This window comes from Pseudomonas sp. Lb2C2 (assembly GCF_052112205.1).
Taxonomy (GTDB): Bacteria; Pseudomonadota; Gammaproteobacteria; order Pseudomonadales; family Pseudomonadaceae; genus Aquipseudomonas; species Aquipseudomonas kilonensis.
Genome location: NZ_JAUTYW010000003.1, coordinates 532,131 through 550,312, shown reverse-complemented (window position 1 = coordinate 550,312; position 18,182 = coordinate 532,131). Strand labels below are relative to the sequence as shown.

Genomic DNA, 18,182 nt, shown 5'->3' with positions numbered 1-18,182 from the left:
GAACAGCGAGGCCATGGCAGCGCTGTCATCAGAATAAGGACTCACCATGAAACGCACCCTCATCGCCTTCCTGTCATTGATCGTCACCGCGATCATCGTCGCGGGCGGCTACCTCTACAGCAAGCAGCCCACCCGCCAAGGCACGGTGCAGTTGCAAGGGCTGCAGGGCTCGGTGACGGTGCGCTACGACGAACGCGGTGTGCCGCATATCCGCGCCGAGAACGAAACCGACCTGTACCGCGCCCTCGGTTATGTCCATGCCCAGGATCGGCTGTTCCAGATGGAGATCATGCGCCGCCTAGCCCGTGGTGAACTGGCCGAGGTGCTGGGGCCGAAGCTGCTCGATACTGACAAGCTGATGCGCAGCCTGCGCATCCGCGAGCGCGCCGCGGCCTACGTGACCGAGCAGGACCCACAATCCCCGGCCTGGCGCGCCATGCAAGCCTACCTGGACGGGATCAACGCCTACCAGGACAGCCACACCCGGCCCGTGGAATTCGATGTGCTGGGCATTCCCAAGCGCCCGTTCACCGCCGAAGACACCGTGAGCGTTACCGGCTACATGGCCTACAGCTTCGCCGCTGCCTTTCGCACCGAACCGCTGCTGACCTACGTGCGCGATGTGCTGGGTGCCAACTACCTGAACATTTTCGACCTCGACTGGCAGCCCCAGGGCGTGCTGGCTGAAGGTCGCAAGAGCGGCCTGCCGCTGGCTGCCGCCGACTGGAAAGACCTCAACGCCCTGGCCCGCCTGAGCGAGCAGGCCCTGGCCGATAACGGCCTGCCGCAGTTCGAGGGCAGCAATGCCTGGGCGGTTTCCGGCAGCCGTACCCACAGTGGCAAGCCGTTGCTGGCGGGTGACCCGCACATCCGTTTTTCCACGCCTTCGGTGTGGTACGAGGCGCACTTGTCGGCCCCGGGGTTCGAACTCTACGGGCAATACCAGGCGCTGCTCCCCTTCGCGACGCTGGGCATGAACAAGGATTTCGGCTGGAGCGTCACCATGTTCCAGAACGACGACCTTGACCTGATCGCCGAGAAGGTCAACCCGGACAATCCCGAACAGGTCTGGTATCGAGACCAATGGGTGGACATGACCCGCAGCGAGCAGCAGATCGCGGTCAAGGGCCAGGCACCGGTGACGCTGGTGCTGCGCCAGTCGCCCCACGGTCCGATCGTCAACGATGCCCTCGGCGCAAACGCCGGCAAGACCCCGGTCGCCATGTGGTGGGGTTTCCTGGAAAGCCGCAACCCGATCCTCGAGGCCTTTTACCAGCTCAACCGCGCCGACACCCTCACCAAGGCTCGCGGCGCTTCGGCCAAGATCCACGCACCGGGGCTGAACGTGGTGTGGGCCAACGCCAAGGGGGACATCGGCTGGTGGGCCGCCGCGCAACTGCCCAAACGGCCAGCCGGTGTGAAGCCTGGCTTCATCCTCGACGGCAGCAGCCCGGAGGCGGAAAAGGAAGGTTTCTATCCGTTCAGCAGCAATCCGCAGGAAGAGAACCCGGCGCGGGGCTACATCGTCTCGGCCAACTTCCAGCCGGTGCCGGCCAGCGGCATCGAGATCCCCGGTTACTACAACCTCGCCGACCGTGGCCAACAACTCAACCAGCAGCTCAGCGACAAGCAGGCGAAATGGGACATCCCAACCACCCAGAAACTGCAACTGGGCACAACCACCGCCTACGGCCCTCGCGTGCTCGCGCCGTTGTTGCCGGTGCTGCGTGAAGTGGTCAGCGACCCACAGGAACGCAAATGGGTGGAACAATTGGCCCAATGGCCGGGCGATTACCCGCTGGACTCCATCAGCGCCACGCTGTTCAACCAGTTCCTGTTCAACCTGGCGGACGCCGCCCTGCACGATGAACTGGGCGACGGCTTCTTCGAAACCGCGCTGTCGACCCGGGTGATCGACGCAGCCCTGCCACGCTTGGCGGCCTCCGGAGATTCACCGTGGTGGGATGACCGCACGACCCTCGGCACGGAAACCCGTGCCGACACCGTGAAAAAGGCCTGGGACAAGAGCCTGACGCACCTGAAGGTCACCCTCGGCGACGATGCCACGCAATGGCAATGGGGCAAGGCCCACACCCTCACCCATGGCCACCCGCTGGGCCTGCAAAAGCCGCTGGACCGGATCTTCAACGTCGGCCCCTTCGCGGCACCGGGTACCCACGAGGTGCCCAACAACCTCTCCGCCAAAATCGGCCCGGCACCGTGGCCGGTGACCTACGGGCCTTCGACCCGGCGCATCATCGACTTCGCCGACCCGAGCCACAGCGTCACCATCAACCCCGTCGGCCAGAGCGGCGTGCCGTTCGACAAGCATTACGAGGATCAGGCCGAGGCGTACATCGAAGGGGTCTATCACCAGGCGCACCTGGCCGAGGAAGAAGTGGTGGCCAATACCCGCTCGACCCTGAAGCTGCTACCGGCCCGGACCGCGCCCTGATTCGGGCCAGTGTCATTTTTCATCACCAACGCGCTCAATCGTCATTGTTGGTCAAGACTACAAGGGTTCAACGCCCCCCTCTCACAGGAGTCATCGCTATGTTCAATAACTGGTCCGAACTGCTGCCCACCATCAAGAGCGCCTTTGGCGCCCTGGGCAAGAGCAATCCCAAGATGGTCAAGGCCTACATGGCCCTGGACGAAGCCGCGGCTGAGAACAATGTGCTCGATGCCAAGACCCGTGAACTGATCTCCATCGCTGTCGCTATCACCACACGCTGTGACGGCTGCATCGGCGTACACACCGACGCCGCCATCAAGGCCGGCGCCACCCGCGAAGAAATCGCCGCCACCCTGGCCACCGCGGTGTCCCTCAACGCAGGTGCGGCGTACATCTACTCCTTGCGCGCGCTGGAAGCCCATGACGCGCTGAAGAAGTGAACGGCCAATAACCTGCAGGCCGCTTTCGCGAGCAAGCTCCCACAATGGGATCTGCGTTTGGCAGCGGATTTATAGGCGCCCCAAAAACCCTGTGGGAGCAAAGCTTGCTCGCGATGGCGGACTGACATTCAACATCTTCGCTGACTGACGCACCGCTTTCGCGAGCAAGCTCGCTCCCACAATGGGATCTGCATTCGGCCGCGGATTTATAGGCGCCCCAAAAACCCTGTGGGAGCCGAGCTTGCTCGCGATGGCGGACTGGCATTCAACCTCTTCATTGACTGCCACACCGCTTTCGCGAGCAAGCCCGCTCCCACAGATTCAGACCCGCGAGGTCTCGGGCCGGCGTACTTCCGGTTGTTTCCAGGAGTCAGCGGCGCTTTCTTCGATGGCTTGCTGGATCGCGCGCTTGCGATTTTCTTCGGCGCGACGGCTGAAGTACCAGACCAGGAAGGTCACCAGCGACACCGCCAGCAGGATCAGGCTCGCTACGGCGTTGATTTCCGGCTTCACCCCCAGGCGCACCGCCGAGAAGACTTCCATCGGCAAGGTCGTCGAGCCGGGGCCGGAGACGAAGCTCGCCAGCACCAGGTCATCCAGGGACAATGCGAACGACATCATGCCCCCCGCCGCCAGTGACGGCGCGATCATCGGGATGGTGATCAGGAAGAACACCTTCCACGGCCGCGCACCGAGGTCCATGGCCGCCTCTTCGATGGACAGGTCCAGCTCACGCAGGCGCGCCGAGACCACCACCGCCACATAGGCCGCGCAGAACGTCGTGTGGGCAATCCAGATCGTGACGATGCCACGCTCCTGGGGCCAGCCGATCATCTGGGCCATGGCCACGAACAGCAGCAACAGCGACAGGCCAGTGATGACTTCCGGCATCACCAACGGCGCGGTGACCAGGCCGCCGAACAGCGTGCGGCCCTTGAAGTGGGTGATGCGGGTCAGCACGAAAGCCGCCAGCGTACCCAGGGCCACCGCGGCAATCGCCGTGTAGCAGGCGATTTCCAGCGAGCGCACCACCGCCCCCATCAGTTGGCTATTGTCCAGCAGGCCGACGTACCACTTGATCGACCAACCGCCCCACACCGTCACCAGTTTCGAGGCGTTGAACGAGTAGATCACCAGGATCAACATCGGCGCGTAGATGAACAGAAAACCCAGCACCAGCATCAGGCTTGAAAAACTGAAGCGCTTCATTCCTTGCCCTCCATTTCTTTGGCCTGACTGCGGTTGAACAGGATGATGGGCACGATCAGGATCGCCAGCATCACCACCGCCAGGGCGGAAGCCACCGGCCAGTCTCGGTTATTGAAGAATTCCTGCCACAGCACTTTGCCGATCATCAGGGTTTCCGGACCGCCCAGCAGTTCCGGGATCACGAACTCGCCCACCACGGGGATGAACACCAGCATGCAGCCGGCGACGATGCCGTTCTTGGACAGCGGCACGGTGATTTTCCAGAAGCTGTTGAAGGTGCTCGAACCCAGGTCCGATGCGGCCTCCAGCAGACTGGAGTCGTGCTTCACCAGGTTGGCGTACAACGGCAGGATCATGAACGGCAGATAGGAGTAGACCACCCCGATATACACCGCCAGGTTGGTGTTGAGGATCTGCAGCGGTTCGCTGATCCAACCCATGCTCAGTAAAAAACCGTTGAGCAAGCCGTTGTTGCTGAGGATGCCCATCCACGCGTAGACGCGGATCAGGATCGCGGTCCAGGTCGGCATCATGATCAGCAGCACCAGCACCGTCTGCATCTCTTTGCGGGCATTGGCGATGCCATAGGCCATCGGATAACCGATCAGCAAGCACAAGACAGTGCTGATCAGCGCCATCTTCAGCGAGCCTAGGTAGGCGGCGATGTACAGATCGTCCTCGCTCAGCATCGCGTAGTTGGCGAGGTTGAGCAGCACCTGCAGCTTCTGGTCGACGTAGCTGTAGATCTCGGTGTACGGCGGAATGGCTACGTCAGCTTCGGCGAAGCTGATCTTCAGGACGATGAAGAACGGCAGCATGAAGAACAGGAACAGCCAGATGAAGGGCACCCCGATGACCAGTTGGCGGCCACCGGGCGTTATTCGATCGAGTCGGCGTTTGAGTTTGCGCATGTTCATGAGCGAAGTACCACGCCGCTGTCGTCTTCCCACCAGACGAACACCTGGTCGCCCCAGGTCGGACGCTGGCCGCGGCGTTCGGCGTTGGCGACGAAGGACTGCACCAGCTTGCCGCTCGGCAACTCGACGTAGAACACCGAGTGGCCGCCCAGGTAGGCGATGTCATGGACCTTGCCGCTGGACCAGTTGTGCTCACAGGTCGGCTGCTCGGACGTGACCAGCAGCTTTTCCGGGCGAATGGCGTAGGTCACAGACTTGTCCTGCACCGAGGTGCTGATGCCGTGGCCCACGTAGATGTTGCGGTCCAGGTCCTTGCAGGTCAGCACCGCGTGGCCTTCGGCGTCGTCCACCACTTCGGTCTCGAAGATGTTGACGTTGCCGATGAACTCGCAGACCAGCCGGCTGGTCGGGGTTTCGTAGATGTCGATCGGGCTGCCGATCTGGGCGATCCAGCCCAGGTGCATGATCGCGATGCGTTCGGCCATGGTCATGGCCTCTTCCTGGTCGTGGGTCACCATGACGCAGGTCACGCCGACCCGCTCGATGATCTCCACCAGCTCAAGCTGCATTTGCGAGCGCAGCTTCTTGTCCAGGGCGCCCATTGGCTCGTCGAGCAGCAACAGCTTCGGGCGCTTGGCCAGGGAACGGGCCAGGGCCACACGCTGGCGCTGGCCGCCGGAAAGCTGGTGCGGCTTGCGCTTGGCGTACTGGCTCATCTGCACCAGCTTGAGCATTTCAGCCACGCGGGCATCGACCTCGGCTTTCGGAATCTTGTCCTGTTGCAAGCCAAAGGCGATGTTCTGCGCCACAGTCATGTGGGGGAACAAAGCGTAGGACTGGAACATCATGTTGATCGGCCGCTCGTAGGGCGGCATATCGGTGATGTCCACGCCATCGAGGAAAATCCGCCCTTCGGTAGGCCGCTCGAAACCGGCCAGCATGCGCAGCAAGGTGGATTTGCCCGATCCCGAACCGCCGAGCAAGGCGAAGATCTCGCCTTTCTTGATTTCCAGGGACACATCGTCCACGGCAATCGTCTCGTCGAACTTTTTCGTGACCCGGTCGATTTTGACCAACACCTGCTTGGGTGTCTGGTCGCCCTCGAGGGCTTTCTTATAGGCGCCGGAGGCAACTGCCATTTACGAAACTCCCACAGAATTTGCAGTTCGCCCCACGCGGACGAACCTAAGAGTGTTGACGTTATTTACCCGACTTGACCTTGGTCCAGCTGCGGGTCATGAGTCGTTGGATCTTGGGCGGCAACTCGGAGTTGACGTAGAGCTTGTCGACGACTGCTTGCGGTGGGTAAACCGCTTCGTCGGTGCGTACTTTCTGATCCATCAGTTCGCCAGCCTTGGGGTTCGGGTTGGCATAACCGACGACATCGCTGACCTGGGCGATGACCTCAGGCTTGAGCAGGTAGTTGATGAACGCGTGCGCTTGCTTGACGTTGCTGGCGTCGCGCGGGATCGCCAGCATGTCAAACCACAGGTTGCCGCCTTCCTTGGGAATCACGTAGGCGATATCGACGCCCTTGCCGGCTTCGCTGGCACGCTCGCGAGCCTGGAAGATGTCGCCGGAGAAACCGGCGGCCACGCAGATCTCGCCATTGGCCAGGTCGGAGATGTATTTGGAGGAATTGAAGTAGGTCACGTAAGGCCGGATCTTGAGGAGCTGGGCCTCGGCCTTCTTGTAGTCTTCAGGGTCTTCGCTGTTGGGGTTCAGGCCCAGGTAATTGAGCATCGCCGGGATCATCTCGTCGCCCGAATCGAGGAACGAAACACCGCAGCTAGACAGCTTCTTGATGTTTTCCGGCTCGAACAGCATGGCCCACGAATCGATCTTCTCGACGCCCAGGACCGCCTTGATCTTCTCGACGTTGTAGCCGATGCCGTTGGTGCCCCACAGGTAAGGCACGGCGTACTGGTTGCCCGGATCGTTCTTTTCCAGGCGCTTGAGCAGCACAGGGTCGAGGTTGGCGTAGTTGGGCAACTGCGCCTTGTCGAGCTTCTGGAACGCCCCGGCCTTGATCTGCTTGCCCAGGAAGTGGTTGGACGGCACCACCACGTCGTAACCGGTACGCCCGGCCAGCAACTTGCCTTCCAGGGTTTCGTTGGAATCGAACACGTCATACACCGGCTTGATGCCAGTGGCTTTTTCGAAATCCGCCAGGGTGGTCTCGCCGATGTAGTCCGACCAATTATAAATATGCACGGTGGAGGCAGCCTGGACGCTGACGGCGAGCGTCAGGCCGGCGCCGACCAGCAAGGCGTTACGTAACAAAGAAAAGACTGGCACGTGGAGGTCCTCTTAAATAGTTGGGCCCAAGTTGCCCCCGTTACTTGGCCAAGAGAGGCCCTGCAACAAAACCGGCGCGCAACTTACCCTCGATAAACCGATCCAGCAAAACTTTTAGTTATTTAATTGCTCCTGTTGCCGCCGCCGCGATGGCAGCGACAACAGGAAGATGCTTCAGGCCGGCTTATTTACCGGATTTGATCTTGGTCCAGCTGCGAGTCATGATCCGCTGGGTCGCGGCTGGCAGGTCGGCAATCGCGTAGAGCTTGGCTTGCACGTCTGCCGGCGGGTAGATGCCCGGGTCGCTGGTGATTTCCTTGCTGACCAGCGGCGTGGAGGCCGCGTTGCCGTTCGGGAAGCTCACGGTGTCGGTGATTTCAGCCATGATTTCCGGCTTTTGCAGGAAGGTCATGAACTTGTAGGCACCCTCGACGTTCTCGGCATCCTTGGGGATGGCGACCATGTCGAAGAAGCTGCCAGCACCTTCCTTCGGAATGTTGTAGCTGACTTTAACCTTGCCGCCGGCTTCGGCAGCACGGGACTTGGCCTGGTAGATGTCGCCCGAGTAGCCGACCGCTACGCAGATGTTGCCGTTGGCCAGGTCGGAGATGTACTTGGAAGAGTGGAAGTAGCCGATCGAAGGACGGATCTTGAGGAACAGTGCCTCGGCTTCAGCCAGTTGTTTCTTGTCCTGGCTGTCGGTCGGATAGCCCAGGTAGTGCAGCGCCACCGGGATCATCTCGGTCGGCGAGTCGAGGAAGCTGATGCCGCAGGCTTTCAGCTTGGCGGCGTTTTCCGGCTTGAACAGCAGGTCCCACGAGTTGGTCGGCGCGTCGGCACCCAAAGCCGCCTTGACCTTCTCGGCGTTGAAACCAATGCCGATCGAACCCCACATGTACGGGAAGGCGTGTTCGTTGCCCGGATCGCTCACCGAAACGGCCTTGAGCAGGTCGGTGTTCAGGTTTTTCCAGTTGGGCAACTTGGACTTGTCGAGTTTCTGGTAGACCCCGGCCTTGATCTGCTTGGCCAGGAAGTTGTTCGACGGCACCACGATGTCATAACCGGATTTGCCGGCCAGCAACTTGGCTTCCAGGGTTTCGTTGCTGTCGAACACGTCGTAGACGACTTTGATCCCCGATTCTTTCTCGAACTTGGCGACGGTGTCCGGCGCAATGTAGTCGGACCAGTTATAGACGTGCAGCACTTTGTCGTCCGCCTGAACAGCGCCCGCCATCACGCCCATCAGGGACATGGCGAGGAGGGTCTTGCCAGCTATCTTCATACCTAATGCCTTCATGAAAAAATGCTCCAGTTATTCTTCTTAGCCACAGTTCAGTAGCCGGCTCACGGGCGACTTGAACAGCCGGTAGTCTGGCAAGTTACAGGCCAGGCTTTCAACACAAGCCCAGCCTTTTATTCTCGCTGGGCGAGGCCCTTGCAGGCACCTCGCTCAGAGCCTAGCACTTAGCCTTGCAACGCACTGAGCGTCAGGTCCAGGCACTGCCGCGCCTTGGTCACCAGTTCATCGATCTCGGCCTTGCTGATCACCAGCGGCGGCGCAATGATCATGGTGTCACCCACCGCGCGCATGATCAGCCCGTTATCGAAACAGAACTGCCGGCAGATCATGCCCACACCCTTGCCTTCGTAGCGCTTGCGCGTGGCCTTGTCCTGAACCAGCTCGATCGCCCCCAGCAAACCGACACCGCGCACTTCACCCACCAGCGGATGATCGTTCAGTTCCCGCAAACGCTTCTGCAAATAGGGTGCCGTTTCAGCATGGACGCGCTCGATGATCTTTTCGTCGCGCAGGATACGGATGTTTTCCAGGGCCACTGCCGCGGCCACCGGATGACCGGAATAGGTAAACCCGTGGTTGAAGTCGCCGCCCTCGTTGAGCACTGCGACCACGTCGTCACGCACGATCAGCCCGCCCATGGGGATGTAGCCGGAGGTCAGGCCCTTGGCGATGGTCATCATGTGCGGTTTCAACCCGTAATGGTCGGTACCGAACCACTCACCGGTACGGCCGAAGCCACAGATCACTTCGTCGGCTACGAACAGGATGTCGTACTTGGCGAGGATTTCCTTCATGCGCGGCCAGTAGCTGTCCGGCGGCACGATCACGCCGCCGGCGCCCTGGATCGGCTCGGCGATGAAGGCGCCGACGTTGTCCACGCCGAGCTCCAGGATCTTTTCTTCCAACTGGTTGGCCGCCCACACACCGAACTCTTCGGGGCTCATGTCGCCGCCTTCACCGAACCAGTAAGGTTGGGCGATGTGGACAATGCCCGGGATCGGCAGGTCGCCCTGTTCATGCATATAGGTCATGCCGCCCAGGCTCGCGCCGGCCACGGTCGAACCGTGATAACCGTTCTTGCGGCTGATGATGACTTTCTTGTTCGGCTGGCCCTTGATCGCCCAATAGTGGCGGACCATCCGCAGCATGGTGTCGTTGCCCTCGGAGCCGGAGCCGGTGAAGAACACGTGGTTCATGCCTTCAGGGGCGATGTCGGCGATGGCTTTGGACAATTCCAGCACCGGCGGGTGGGCCGTCTGGAAGAACAGGTTGTAGTACGGCAGCTCGCGCATCTGCTGGCTGGCGGCGTCGGCCAGTTCCTCGCGGCCATAACCGACGGCCACGCACCAGAGGCCGGCCATGCCGTCGAGGATCTTGTTGCCTTCACTGTCCCAGAGGTAGACGCCCTTGGCGTGGGTGATGATGCGCGGGCCTTTCTCTTTGAGCTGCTTGAAGTCGCTGAACGGCGCCAGGTGGTGATCGTTGCTCAGGGCCTGCCATTCACGGGTTTGCGGGTTATTGCGGGTCATGCCAATTCTCCTGTTATCGGTGAGGGCGAAGCTGCCTGAAGCAGCCCCGCCCGGCGCTTCAGACGGCAAAGAGCAGGAATTCCCGCTCCCACGAACTGATCACGCGCTTGAAGTTTTCATGCTCGGCCCGCTTGACCGCGACGTAGCCTGTGATGAATTTCTTGCCCAGGTATTTCTCGATGGTGGTGCTGTTTTCCATGCGTTCCAGGGCGTCTTCGATGGTCAGCGGCAAACGCAGGTTGCGGCGTTCGTAACCTCGGCCCACCACCGGCGCACTCGGGTTGATGCCTTCGACCATGCCGATGAAGCCACACAGCAGGCTGGCGGCAATCGCCAGGTACGGGTTGGCATCGGCGCCCGGCAAGCGGTTTTCCACCCGACGGTTCTGCGGCCCGGCATCCGGCACGCGCAGCCCCACGGTGCGGTTCTCTTCGCCCCACTCCACGTTCACCGGCGCCGACGTATCCGGCAGGAAGCGGCGGAACGAGTTGACGTTAGGGGCGAACAGCGGCAACAGCTCGGGGATGAATTTCTGCAGGCCGCCGATGTGGTGCAGGAACAGCTCGCTCATGGTTCCGTCTTCATTGGAGAAGACGTTCTTGCCGGTTTCCTTGTCGATGATGCTCTGGTGCAAGTGCATCGCACTGCCCGGCTCGCCGGTCATGGGCTTGGCCATGAAGGTGGCAGCCACGTCGTGCTTGAGTGCCGCTTCGCGCATGGTGCGCTTGAACACCAGGATCTGGTCGGCCAGGGACAGGGCATCGCCATGACGGAAATTGATTTCCATCTGCGCCGTGCCGTCCTCGTGGATCAGGGTATCGAGGTCCAGCTCCTGCAGTTCGCACCAGTCGTAGACGTCTTCGAACAGCGGGTCGAATTCGTTGGCCGCTTCGATCGAAAAGGATTGGCGGCCGGTTTCCGGACGGCCGGAGCGGCCAACGGGCGGTTGCAGCGGAAAGTCCGGGTCATCGCTGCGCTTGGTCAGGTAGAACTCCATTTCCGGCGCGACGATCGGCTGCCAACCCTTGTCGGCGTAGAGCTTGAGTACTTTCTTGAGCACGTTGCGCGGCGACAGCTCGATGGGGTTGCCCTGCTTGTCGTAGGCGTCGTGGATAACCTGGGCTGTGGGCTCGATGGCCCAGGGCACAAGGAAGACTGCGTTCTCGTCCGGGCGGCAGATCATGTCGATGTCGGCAGGGTCGAGCAGTTCGTAATAGATGTCGTCTTCGACATAGTCGCCCGTAACGGTCTGGAGCAGAACGCTCTCGGGCAGGCGCATGCCTTTCTCGGCAATGAACTTGTTGGTCGGCGAGATCTTGCCCCGGGTGATACCGGTGAGGTCGCCAATCATGCATTCGACTTCTGTGATCTTGTGGTCTTTCAACCAATCGGTGAGCTGGTCGAGGTTGTTACTCATAAATGCCTCTAGGCGTGAGTTTCCTGACTGCTATTAGTCGTCAGGCGTTGTTTGACGCATCGGCGTCGCGTTGTGTTGCCCTTGCTCGGCAGGCATCGCCAAATGCCTGGAAAATCGCAAGGTAGTGCGGGTTAGAGCTTACCTCCCATTCGGGGTGCCATTGCACACCTAAAGCAAAAGCCTTGCCTTCTGGCACCGAAACCGCCTCGATCAGGCCATCGGGGGCCACCGCTTCGGCTCGTAACCCAGGCGCCAGGCGCTCGATGCCCTGGCTGTGGATCGAGTTGACCTCTATTAGCTGGGGCAGCCCCAGGCCTGCCAGTACGCCGCCAGGCTGGATATGCACGGCGTGGGCAGGGCCGTATTGAACATCCACCGCTTGAGTATCGTCTTCACGATGATCGATGAACGTTCCGACTTCATGAACTTTCTGATGCAGGCTGCCGCCAAAGGCTACGTTCATCTCCTGGAAACCACGGCAAATGCCCAGCACCGGGATGCCCGCCTCGACAGCGGCGCGGATCAGCGGCAAGGTGGTGGCGTCCCGTGCAGGATCATGAGCAGTGCCCGGCGAACTGGCCGGGCCTTGGTAATGAAAAGGTTCTACATTGGAAGGAGAGCCGGTAAAGAGAATACCGTCCAGGGCGTCCAGAATATCGGACGGCGGGAGCAGATCCGCCAGGGACGGAAGCAGCACTGGCAGGCCCTTGGCGGCTGTCGCGACAGCCCGGGAATATTTATCGCCACTGATGTGATAAGCATGCAGACCAATCTGCCTGGAGCAGGTGGTGACGCCGATTAACGGCAGGCGAGACATGAAGCACCCCGGTATTATTGCTGTTATGGGTTTGAATCGAGCTTAGCCTTGTTCATTTTTTTACACAACACCCCCGTAAAAAATACAACACGGCCCGCTCAAGCCCGCGGGCGCCAAGACCCTTAAAGGGAAAAAAACGCCCTAAATTGCCTCAAAAAAGCCCTGAAGGTGCTTTTTTAGGGCAAAAAAGGCCCTGCTTGACTTCGGCATGCCGTTCGGGTTGACTGGCTTTCGAAGAGATCAATGATTGATATTTTTAACAACAAAGGTGTTGCATCATGTCGGTACCCCCGCGTGCCGTTCAGCTTAACGAAGCGAACGCGTTCCTTAAGGAACATCCTGAGGTTCTGTACGTTGACCTTCTGATTGCGGATATGAATGGTGTGGTGCGCGGCAAGCGCATAGAACGCACCAGCCTCCACAAGGTTTACGAGAAAGGCATCAACCTGCCGGCCTCTTTATTTGCCCTGGATATCAATGGCTCTACGGTGGAAAGCACCGGCCTGGGTCTGGACATCGGCGATGCCGACCGGATCTGCTATCCAATCCCTGACACCCTGTGCAACGAGCCTTGGCAGAAGCGCCCCACTGCGCAACTGTTGATGACCATGCACGAACTCGAAGGCGAGCCTTTCTTCGCCGACCCGCGTGAAGTCCTGCGCCAAGTCGTGACCAAGTTCGATGAACTGGGCCTGACCATCTGCGCCGCATTCGAGCTGGAGTTCTACCTGATCGACCAGGAGAACGTGAATGGACGCCCACAACCGCCTCGCTCGCCGATCTCCGGCAAACGCCCGCACTCGACCCAGGTCTACCTGATCGATGACCTCGACGAATACGTCGATTGCCTCCAGGACATTCTGGAAGGGGCCAAGGAGCAAGGCATTCCCGCCGACGCCATCGTCAAGGAAAGTGCCCCGGCGCAGTTCGAAGTGAACCTGCACCACGTGGCCGATCCGATCAAGGCCTGCGACTATGCGGTCCTGCTCAAGCGTCTGATCAAGAACATCGCCTACGACCATGAAATGGACACCACCTTCATGGCCAAGCCTTATCCGGGCCAGGCGGGTAATGGTCTGCACGTCCACATCTCGATTCTTGATAAAGATGGCAAGAATATTTTTGCCAGCGAGGATCCCGAGCAGAACGCCGCACTGCGTCACGCGATCGGCGGTGTGCTCGAGACCCTGCCCGCGCAGATGGCTTTCCTCTGCCCGAACGTCAACTCCTACCGTCGTTTCGGCGCACAGTTCTACGTGCCGAACTCGCCGACCTGGGGCCTGGACAACCGCACCGTGGCCTTGCGCGTCCCTACCGGCTCGGCCGATGCCGTGCGCCTGGAGCACCGCGTCGCCGGTGCCGATGCCAACCCCTACCTGCTGATGGCCGCCGTGCTGGCGGGCGTACACCATGGCCTGACCAACAAGATCGAGCCCGGTGCGCCGGTGGAAGGCAACAGCTACGAGCAGAACGAGCAAAGCCTGCCGAACAACTTGCGCGATGCCCTGCGCGAGCTGGACGACAGCGAAGTCATGGCCAAGTACATCGACCCGAAATACATCGATATCTTCGTGGCCTGCAAGGAAAGCGAGCTGGAGGAGTTCGAACACTCCATCTCCGACCTCGAGTACAACTGGTACCTGCATACCGTGTAAGTGGGTTGCAGTAAAAAAAACGCCGCAGGCCTTCGGGGCTGCGGCGTTTTTTTATATTTGGGTGGATGGCCGCCTTCGGCGGATCGCGAGCAAGCTCAGCTCCCACATTGGATCTGTGGTAACCACCTGATCCGAGTTCATCACAGTTCCTGTGGGAGTTCTGGTCAATCACCTGATCCAGGTTTATCACAGTTCCCTGTGGGAGCAAGGCTTGCCCGCGATGACAGCCTGGCAGACAACACAGGACCCGACTCGTACAATGCCCGGCAGCCCCGCAGGAGACGTCCATGACGCGCATCGCCCCCCCCCGCAAACCCCGCGCACGCAGCCAGGCCCGGATCGACACCATTCTTGATGCCGCCCGTACGCTGCTTGCCGCCGAAGGCGTGGCCAGCCTGTCGATCTACAGCGTCGCCGAGCGCGCCGGGATCCCGCCCTCTTCCGTGTACCACTTCTTTGCCAGCGTCCCGGCCCTGCTCGAAGCCCTGACCGCCGACGTCCATGCCGCCTTTCGCGCCTGCCTGCAAGCACCGATCGATCATGGGGCGTTGAACCATTGGCACGACCTGTCACGGCTGGTGGAACAACGCATGCTCGCCATCTACAGCCAGGACGCTGCCGCCCGCCAGCTGATCCTGGCCCAGCACGGCCTGACCGAAGTCACCCAGGCCGACCGCCAGCACGACCTCGAGCTGGGCGACCTGATGCATAAGGTGTTCGACCACCATTTCGAGCTGCCGAGCTTGCCCAAAGACGTCGACGTGTTCGCCCTGGCCATGGAACTGGGCGACCGCGTCTACGCCCGCTCGGTACAACAACACGACCAGATCACCCCGCGCATGGCCGAAGAAGGCATGCGGGTGTTCGACGCGTACCTGGGGCTGTATCTGCCGCCGTATCTGCCCAAGCGTGAAGCCCCCTGATCCATGTGGCGAGGGGATTTATCCCCGCTGGGCTGCGCAGCAGCCCTAAAGCAGTGAACTCATCTTCCTGGCACATCGAGTTGCCTGGTTTGGGGCCGCTTCGCAGCCCAGCGGGGATAAATCCCCTCGCCACAAAGGCCCCTTCCAGCTTCACCAACGCTAGTTCACAAGCTGCCAAAAAACCAAAAAGCCCCGAAGGGCTCACGCCGTCCGGGGCCGTGGGTGACACATCGCTCACAACTTGGCGATAGACACCTCGGTGGATTTGACGAAGGCAATCACTTCGCTGCCGATCGCCAGTTCCAACTCCTTGACCGAGCGGGTAGTGATAACCGAAGTGACGATGCCCGAAGCGGTCTGCACGTCGATTTCCGACAGCACGTCGCCTTCGACGATTTCCTTGATGGTGCCTTTGAACTGGTTGCGTACGTTGATGGCTTTGATAGTCATGGTGTCGATTCCTGTCTGGATGAAGTTATTGCGCCCAACGCAATTGCGTGGGCAAGGGTGAAACGGGTTCCGGTTCCGGCGGTTGGCCGGGCAAGGACAGCACACGGTTGAGGACTTCGGTTTCCAGGCTCGCCAGGCGATGAGAGCCGCGAACCCGTGGGCGTGGCAGGTCGATGGGCAGGTCGAGGCCGATCTGGCCGTCCTCGATCAGGATCACCCGATCGGCAATCGCTACCGCCTCGCTGACATCGTGGGTCACCAGCAACACCGTGAAGCCGTGCTGCTGCCAGAGGTTTTCGATCAGTTGCTGCATCTCGATGCGGGTCAGTGCGTCCAGCGCGCCCAAGGGTTCATCGAGCAACAACAGGCGTGGCTGATGAATCAGCGCCCGGGCCAGGGCCACTCGTTGTTTCTGTCCGCCGGACAGCGCCGCCGGCCACTCATGTGCGCGGTCGGCCAAGCCGACGGCTTCCAGTGCCTGCAACGCCTGCGGACGCCAGTTGCCCTTGAGCCCGAGGCCGACGTTGTCGATGACTTTTTTCCAGGGCAGCAAACGCGCTTCCTGGAACATCAACCGCGTGTCCTGTTGCGCGGCACTTAACGCTGCCGAGCCCGCCAACAGTTGACCATCGGTGGGTTGATCGAGCCCGGCCAGCAACCGCAGCAAGGTACTTTTGCCACAGCCGCTGCGACCGACCACGGCCACGAACTGCCCGGCCGGGATATGCAGGTCGATGTCGCGCAATACCTGGCGCATGCCGAAGGTTTTTTGCAGCTTGCGCACCGCCAGCGGTATGCCCCGCAGCAGGCGCGGAGGTTGTTGGGCGGTCATGCGGCACCTCCCTTGTTCACTTGGTACGCCGGGTGCCAGCGCAGCCAGACCCGCTCAAGCCCACGGGCGGCAAGGTCGGCCAATTTGCCCAGCACGGCGTACAAAAGGATCGCCAGCACCACCACATCGGTTTGCAGGAACTCCCGGGCATTCATCGCCAGATAGCCAATGCCGGCGCTGGCCGAGATGGTTTCCGCCACGATCAGCGTCAGCCACATGAAACCCAGGGCAAAGCGCACGCCCACCAGGATTGAAGGCAGGGCGCCAGGCAGGATCACCTGGCGAAACAGCCTGAAGCCGGACAAGCCGTAGCTGCGGGACATTTCCACCAGCGCCGGGTCGACGTTGCGAATGCCGTGGTAGGTGTTGAGGTAGATCGGGAACAACGTGCCCAGGGCCACCAGGAAAATCTTCGCCGACTCATCAATGCCAAACCACAGGATCACCAACGGAATCAGCGCCAGGTGCGGGATGTTCCGGACCATTTGCACGGAACTGTCCAACAGACGTTCGCCCCATTTCGACAAACCGGTGATGAAGCCCAGGGTCAGGCCGATGCCACCGCCGATCAGAAAGCCCACCGCTGCGCGCCAACCGCTGATTGCCAGGTGCGTCCAGATCTCGCCGCTGCGCACCAGGTTGACCCCGGCCTCGATCACGGCCACGGGTGCTGGCAGGATCCGCGTGGACAACCAACCGGCCGACACCGACAGTTGCCATACCGCCAGCAACAGCAGAGGCACCGCCCAGGGCGCGAGGGTGTGGATGATTTTCTTCATGGCCGCCTCAGCTCTGGGACGCGGCTTTGGGAAGAATATCGTTGGCGACCATTTCACCGAACGGGCTCACATAGCCCTGGCTTTTCGGTAATTCCGGGCGCTCGACGTCCAGGTGTGGGAACAACAGTTCCGCCACACGATAGGACTCTTCCAGGTGTGGATAACCGGAGAAAATAAAGGTGTCGATGCCAAGGTCAGCGTATTCCTTGACCCGTGCCGCCACGGTCGGACCATCGCCCACCAGCGCCGTACCGGCCCCGCCGCGAACCAGGCCGACGCCGGCCCAGAGGTTGGGGCTGACTTCCAGCTTGTCGCGACGGCCACCGTGCAGGGCGGCCATGCGTTGCTGGCCCACCGAATCGAAGCGCGCCAGGGACGCCTGGGCACGGGCGATGGTGTCGTCGTCCAGGTGAGAGATCAGCCGGTCGGCCGCTTGCCAGGCCTCGGCATTGGTTTCCCGCACGATCACATGCAGGCGGATGCCGAAGCGTACCGTGCGCCCCAATTTTGCAGCCTTGGCCCGTACTTGCTCGATTTTTTCCGCGACAGCTGCGGGCGGCTCGCCCCAGGTCAGCACCATTTCCACCTGCTCGGCTGCCAAATCCTGGGCGGCTTCCGACGAGCCACCGAAATACAGCGGTGGACGCGGTTGCTGGATCGGTGGATAGAGCAGCTTGGCGCCCTTCACACTGATGTGCTCACCGTCGTAATCCACGGTTTCGCCTTCCAGCACCCGGCGCCAGATGCGGGTGAATTCAACCGACGCCTGGTAGCGTTGCTCGTGGTCGAGGAACAGGCCGTCGCCGGCCAACTCATCCGGGTCGCCGCCAGTCACCAGGTTGAACAACGCACGCCCGCCGGACAACCGGTCGAGCGTCGCGGCCTGACGCGCGGCCACTGTCGGGGAGATGATCCCGGGACGCAGGGCAACGAGGAATTTCAGGCGCTGGGTCACCGGAATCAACGAAGCGGCCACCAGCCAGGAGTCCTCGCAGGAACGTCCGGTGGGGATCAGCACGCCGCCGAAACCCAGTCGATCCGCCGCCTGGGCGACTTGTTGCAGGTAACCGTGATCGACGGCGCGGGCGCCTTCGGCAGTGCCAAGGTAATGGCCGTCGCCGTGGGTAGGCAGGAACCAGAAAATATTGAGGCTCATGGAGT

16 protein-coding genes are annotated in these 18,182 nt (G+C 61.1%); 4 read left to right on the top strand and 12 right to left on the bottom strand.

Annotation, left to right across the window (positions count from 1 at the left end):
* The first annotated feature begins 46 nt into the window (after window positions 1–46).
* Both Q7F16_RS10765 and Q7F16_RS10760 read left to right on the top strand, forming a co-directional pair.
* Window positions 47–2,455: a penicillin acylase family protein gene (locus Q7F16_RS10765; protein WP_409555766.1), complete on the top strand. Its 2,409-nt coding sequence runs from the start codon at window positions 47–49 to the stop codon at window positions 2,453–2,455.
* A 98-nt stretch (window positions 2,456–2,553) separates the two neighbouring features.
* A complete protein-coding gene (locus tag Q7F16_RS10760) occupies window positions 2,554–2,895 on the top strand; it encodes a carboxymuconolactone decarboxylase family protein (RefSeq protein ID WP_014340738.1) in 342 nt (113 codons plus the stop codon).
* A 321-nt stretch (window positions 2,896–3,216) separates the two neighbouring features.
* Here the strand turns inward: Q7F16_RS10760 and Q7F16_RS10755 are convergent, their stop codons facing one another.
* The 8 genes from Q7F16_RS10755 to Q7F16_RS10720 form a co-directional block, all read right to left on the bottom strand.
* Window positions 3,217–4,104 carry an ABC transporter permease subunit gene (locus Q7F16_RS10755; RefSeq protein ID WP_409555765.1) on the bottom strand — a complete coding sequence of 296 codons (888 nt, stop codon included), beginning with the start codon at window positions 4,102–4,104 and terminating at the stop codon, window positions 3,217–3,219.
* Window positions 4,101–5,021 carry an ABC transporter permease subunit gene (locus Q7F16_RS10750; RefSeq protein ID WP_014340740.1) on the bottom strand — a complete coding sequence of 307 codons (921 nt, stop codon included), beginning with the start codon at window positions 5,019–5,021 and terminating at the stop codon, window positions 4,101–4,103. The genes Q7F16_RS10755 and Q7F16_RS10750 overlap by 4 nt, the downstream gene beginning before the upstream one ends.
* Window positions 5,018–6,160 (bottom strand): ABC transporter ATP-binding protein, encoded by a 1,143-nt coding sequence (locus Q7F16_RS10745; RefSeq protein WP_014340741.1) that lies wholly within the window; start codon window positions 6,158–6,160, stop codon window positions 5,018–5,020. The genes Q7F16_RS10750 and Q7F16_RS10745 overlap by 4 nt, the downstream gene beginning before the upstream one ends.
* Window positions 6,161–6,221: 61 nt before the next feature.
* Window positions 6,222–7,319, bottom strand: coding sequence for a polyamine ABC transporter substrate-binding protein (locus Q7F16_RS10740; RefSeq protein ID WP_409555764.1), 1,098 nt, complete (start codon window positions 7,317–7,319; stop codon window positions 6,222–6,224).
* A 184-nt stretch (window positions 7,320–7,503) separates the two neighbouring features.
* Window positions 7,504–8,601 carry a polyamine ABC transporter substrate-binding protein gene (locus Q7F16_RS10735; protein ID WP_024617271.1) on the bottom strand — a complete coding sequence of 366 codons (1,098 nt, stop codon included), beginning with the start codon at window positions 8,599–8,601 and terminating at the stop codon, window positions 7,504–7,506.
* Window positions 8,602–8,783: 182 nt separating this feature from the next.
* Complete coding sequence (locus tag Q7F16_RS10730; protein WP_024617270.1) at window positions 8,784–10,148, bottom strand: aspartate aminotransferase family protein; 1,365 nt, start codon at window positions 10,146–10,148, stop codon at window positions 8,784–8,786.
* A gap of 58 nt (window positions 10,149–10,206) precedes the next feature.
* Window positions 10,207–11,565 carry a glutamine synthetase family protein gene (locus tag Q7F16_RS10725; RefSeq protein ID WP_014340745.1) on the bottom strand — a complete coding sequence of 453 codons (1,359 nt, stop codon included), beginning with the start codon at window positions 11,563–11,565 and terminating at the stop codon, window positions 10,207–10,209.
* Between the two features lie 40 nt (window positions 11,566–11,605).
* A complete protein-coding gene (locus Q7F16_RS10720; protein ID WP_046063208.1) occupies window positions 11,606–12,382 on the bottom strand; it encodes a gamma-glutamyl-gamma-aminobutyrate hydrolase family protein in 777 nt (258 codons plus the stop codon).
* A gap of 278 nt (window positions 12,383–12,660) precedes the next feature.
* On the opposite strand from Q7F16_RS10720, the gene Q7F16_RS10715 reads away from it, so the two are divergent.
* The gene (locus Q7F16_RS10715; protein WP_003177396.1) at window positions 12,661–14,037 is read left to right on the top strand and encodes a glutamine synthetase family protein; all 1,377 of its coding nucleotides are present in this window, start codon (window positions 12,661–12,663) and stop codon (window positions 14,035–14,037) included.
* A gap of 287 nt (window positions 14,038–14,324) precedes the next feature.
* The gene (locus Q7F16_RS10710) at window positions 14,325–14,960 is read left to right on the top strand and encodes a TetR/AcrR family transcriptional regulator (RefSeq protein ID WP_409555763.1); all 636 of its coding nucleotides are present in this window, start codon (window positions 14,325–14,327) and stop codon (window positions 14,958–14,960) included.
* Window positions 14,961–15,194: 234 nt separating this feature from the next.
* Here the strand turns inward: Q7F16_RS10710 and Q7F16_RS10705 are convergent, their stop codons facing one another.
* Genes Q7F16_RS10705 through ssuD form a run of 4 tightly spaced genes read right to left on the bottom strand, consistent with a single transcriptional unit; the run spans window position 15,195 to window position 18,177 of the window.
* Window positions 15,195–15,410: a TOBE domain-containing protein gene (locus Q7F16_RS10705; protein ID WP_003177394.1), complete on the bottom strand. Its 216-nt coding sequence runs from the start codon at window positions 15,408–15,410 to the stop codon at window positions 15,195–15,197.
* A gap of 25 nt (window positions 15,411–15,435) precedes the next feature.
* The gene (gene ssuB, locus Q7F16_RS10700) at window positions 15,436–16,242 is read right to left on the bottom strand and encodes an aliphatic sulfonates ABC transporter ATP-binding protein (protein WP_409555762.1); all 807 of its coding nucleotides are present in this window, start codon (window positions 16,240–16,242) and stop codon (window positions 15,436–15,438) included.
* Window positions 16,239–17,021 (bottom strand): aliphatic sulfonate ABC transporter permease SsuC, encoded by a 783-nt coding sequence (gene ssuC / locus Q7F16_RS10695; protein WP_014340750.1) that lies wholly within the window; start codon window positions 17,019–17,021, stop codon window positions 16,239–16,241. The genes ssuB and ssuC overlap by 4 nt, the downstream gene beginning before the upstream one ends.
* Window positions 17,022–17,028: 7 nt before the next feature.
* A complete protein-coding gene (ssuD, locus tag Q7F16_RS10690) occupies window positions 17,029–18,177 on the bottom strand; it encodes an FMNH2-dependent alkanesulfonate monooxygenase (protein ID WP_003206647.1) in 1,149 nt (382 codons plus the stop codon).
* Window positions 18,178–18,182: the final 5 nt, after the last annotated feature.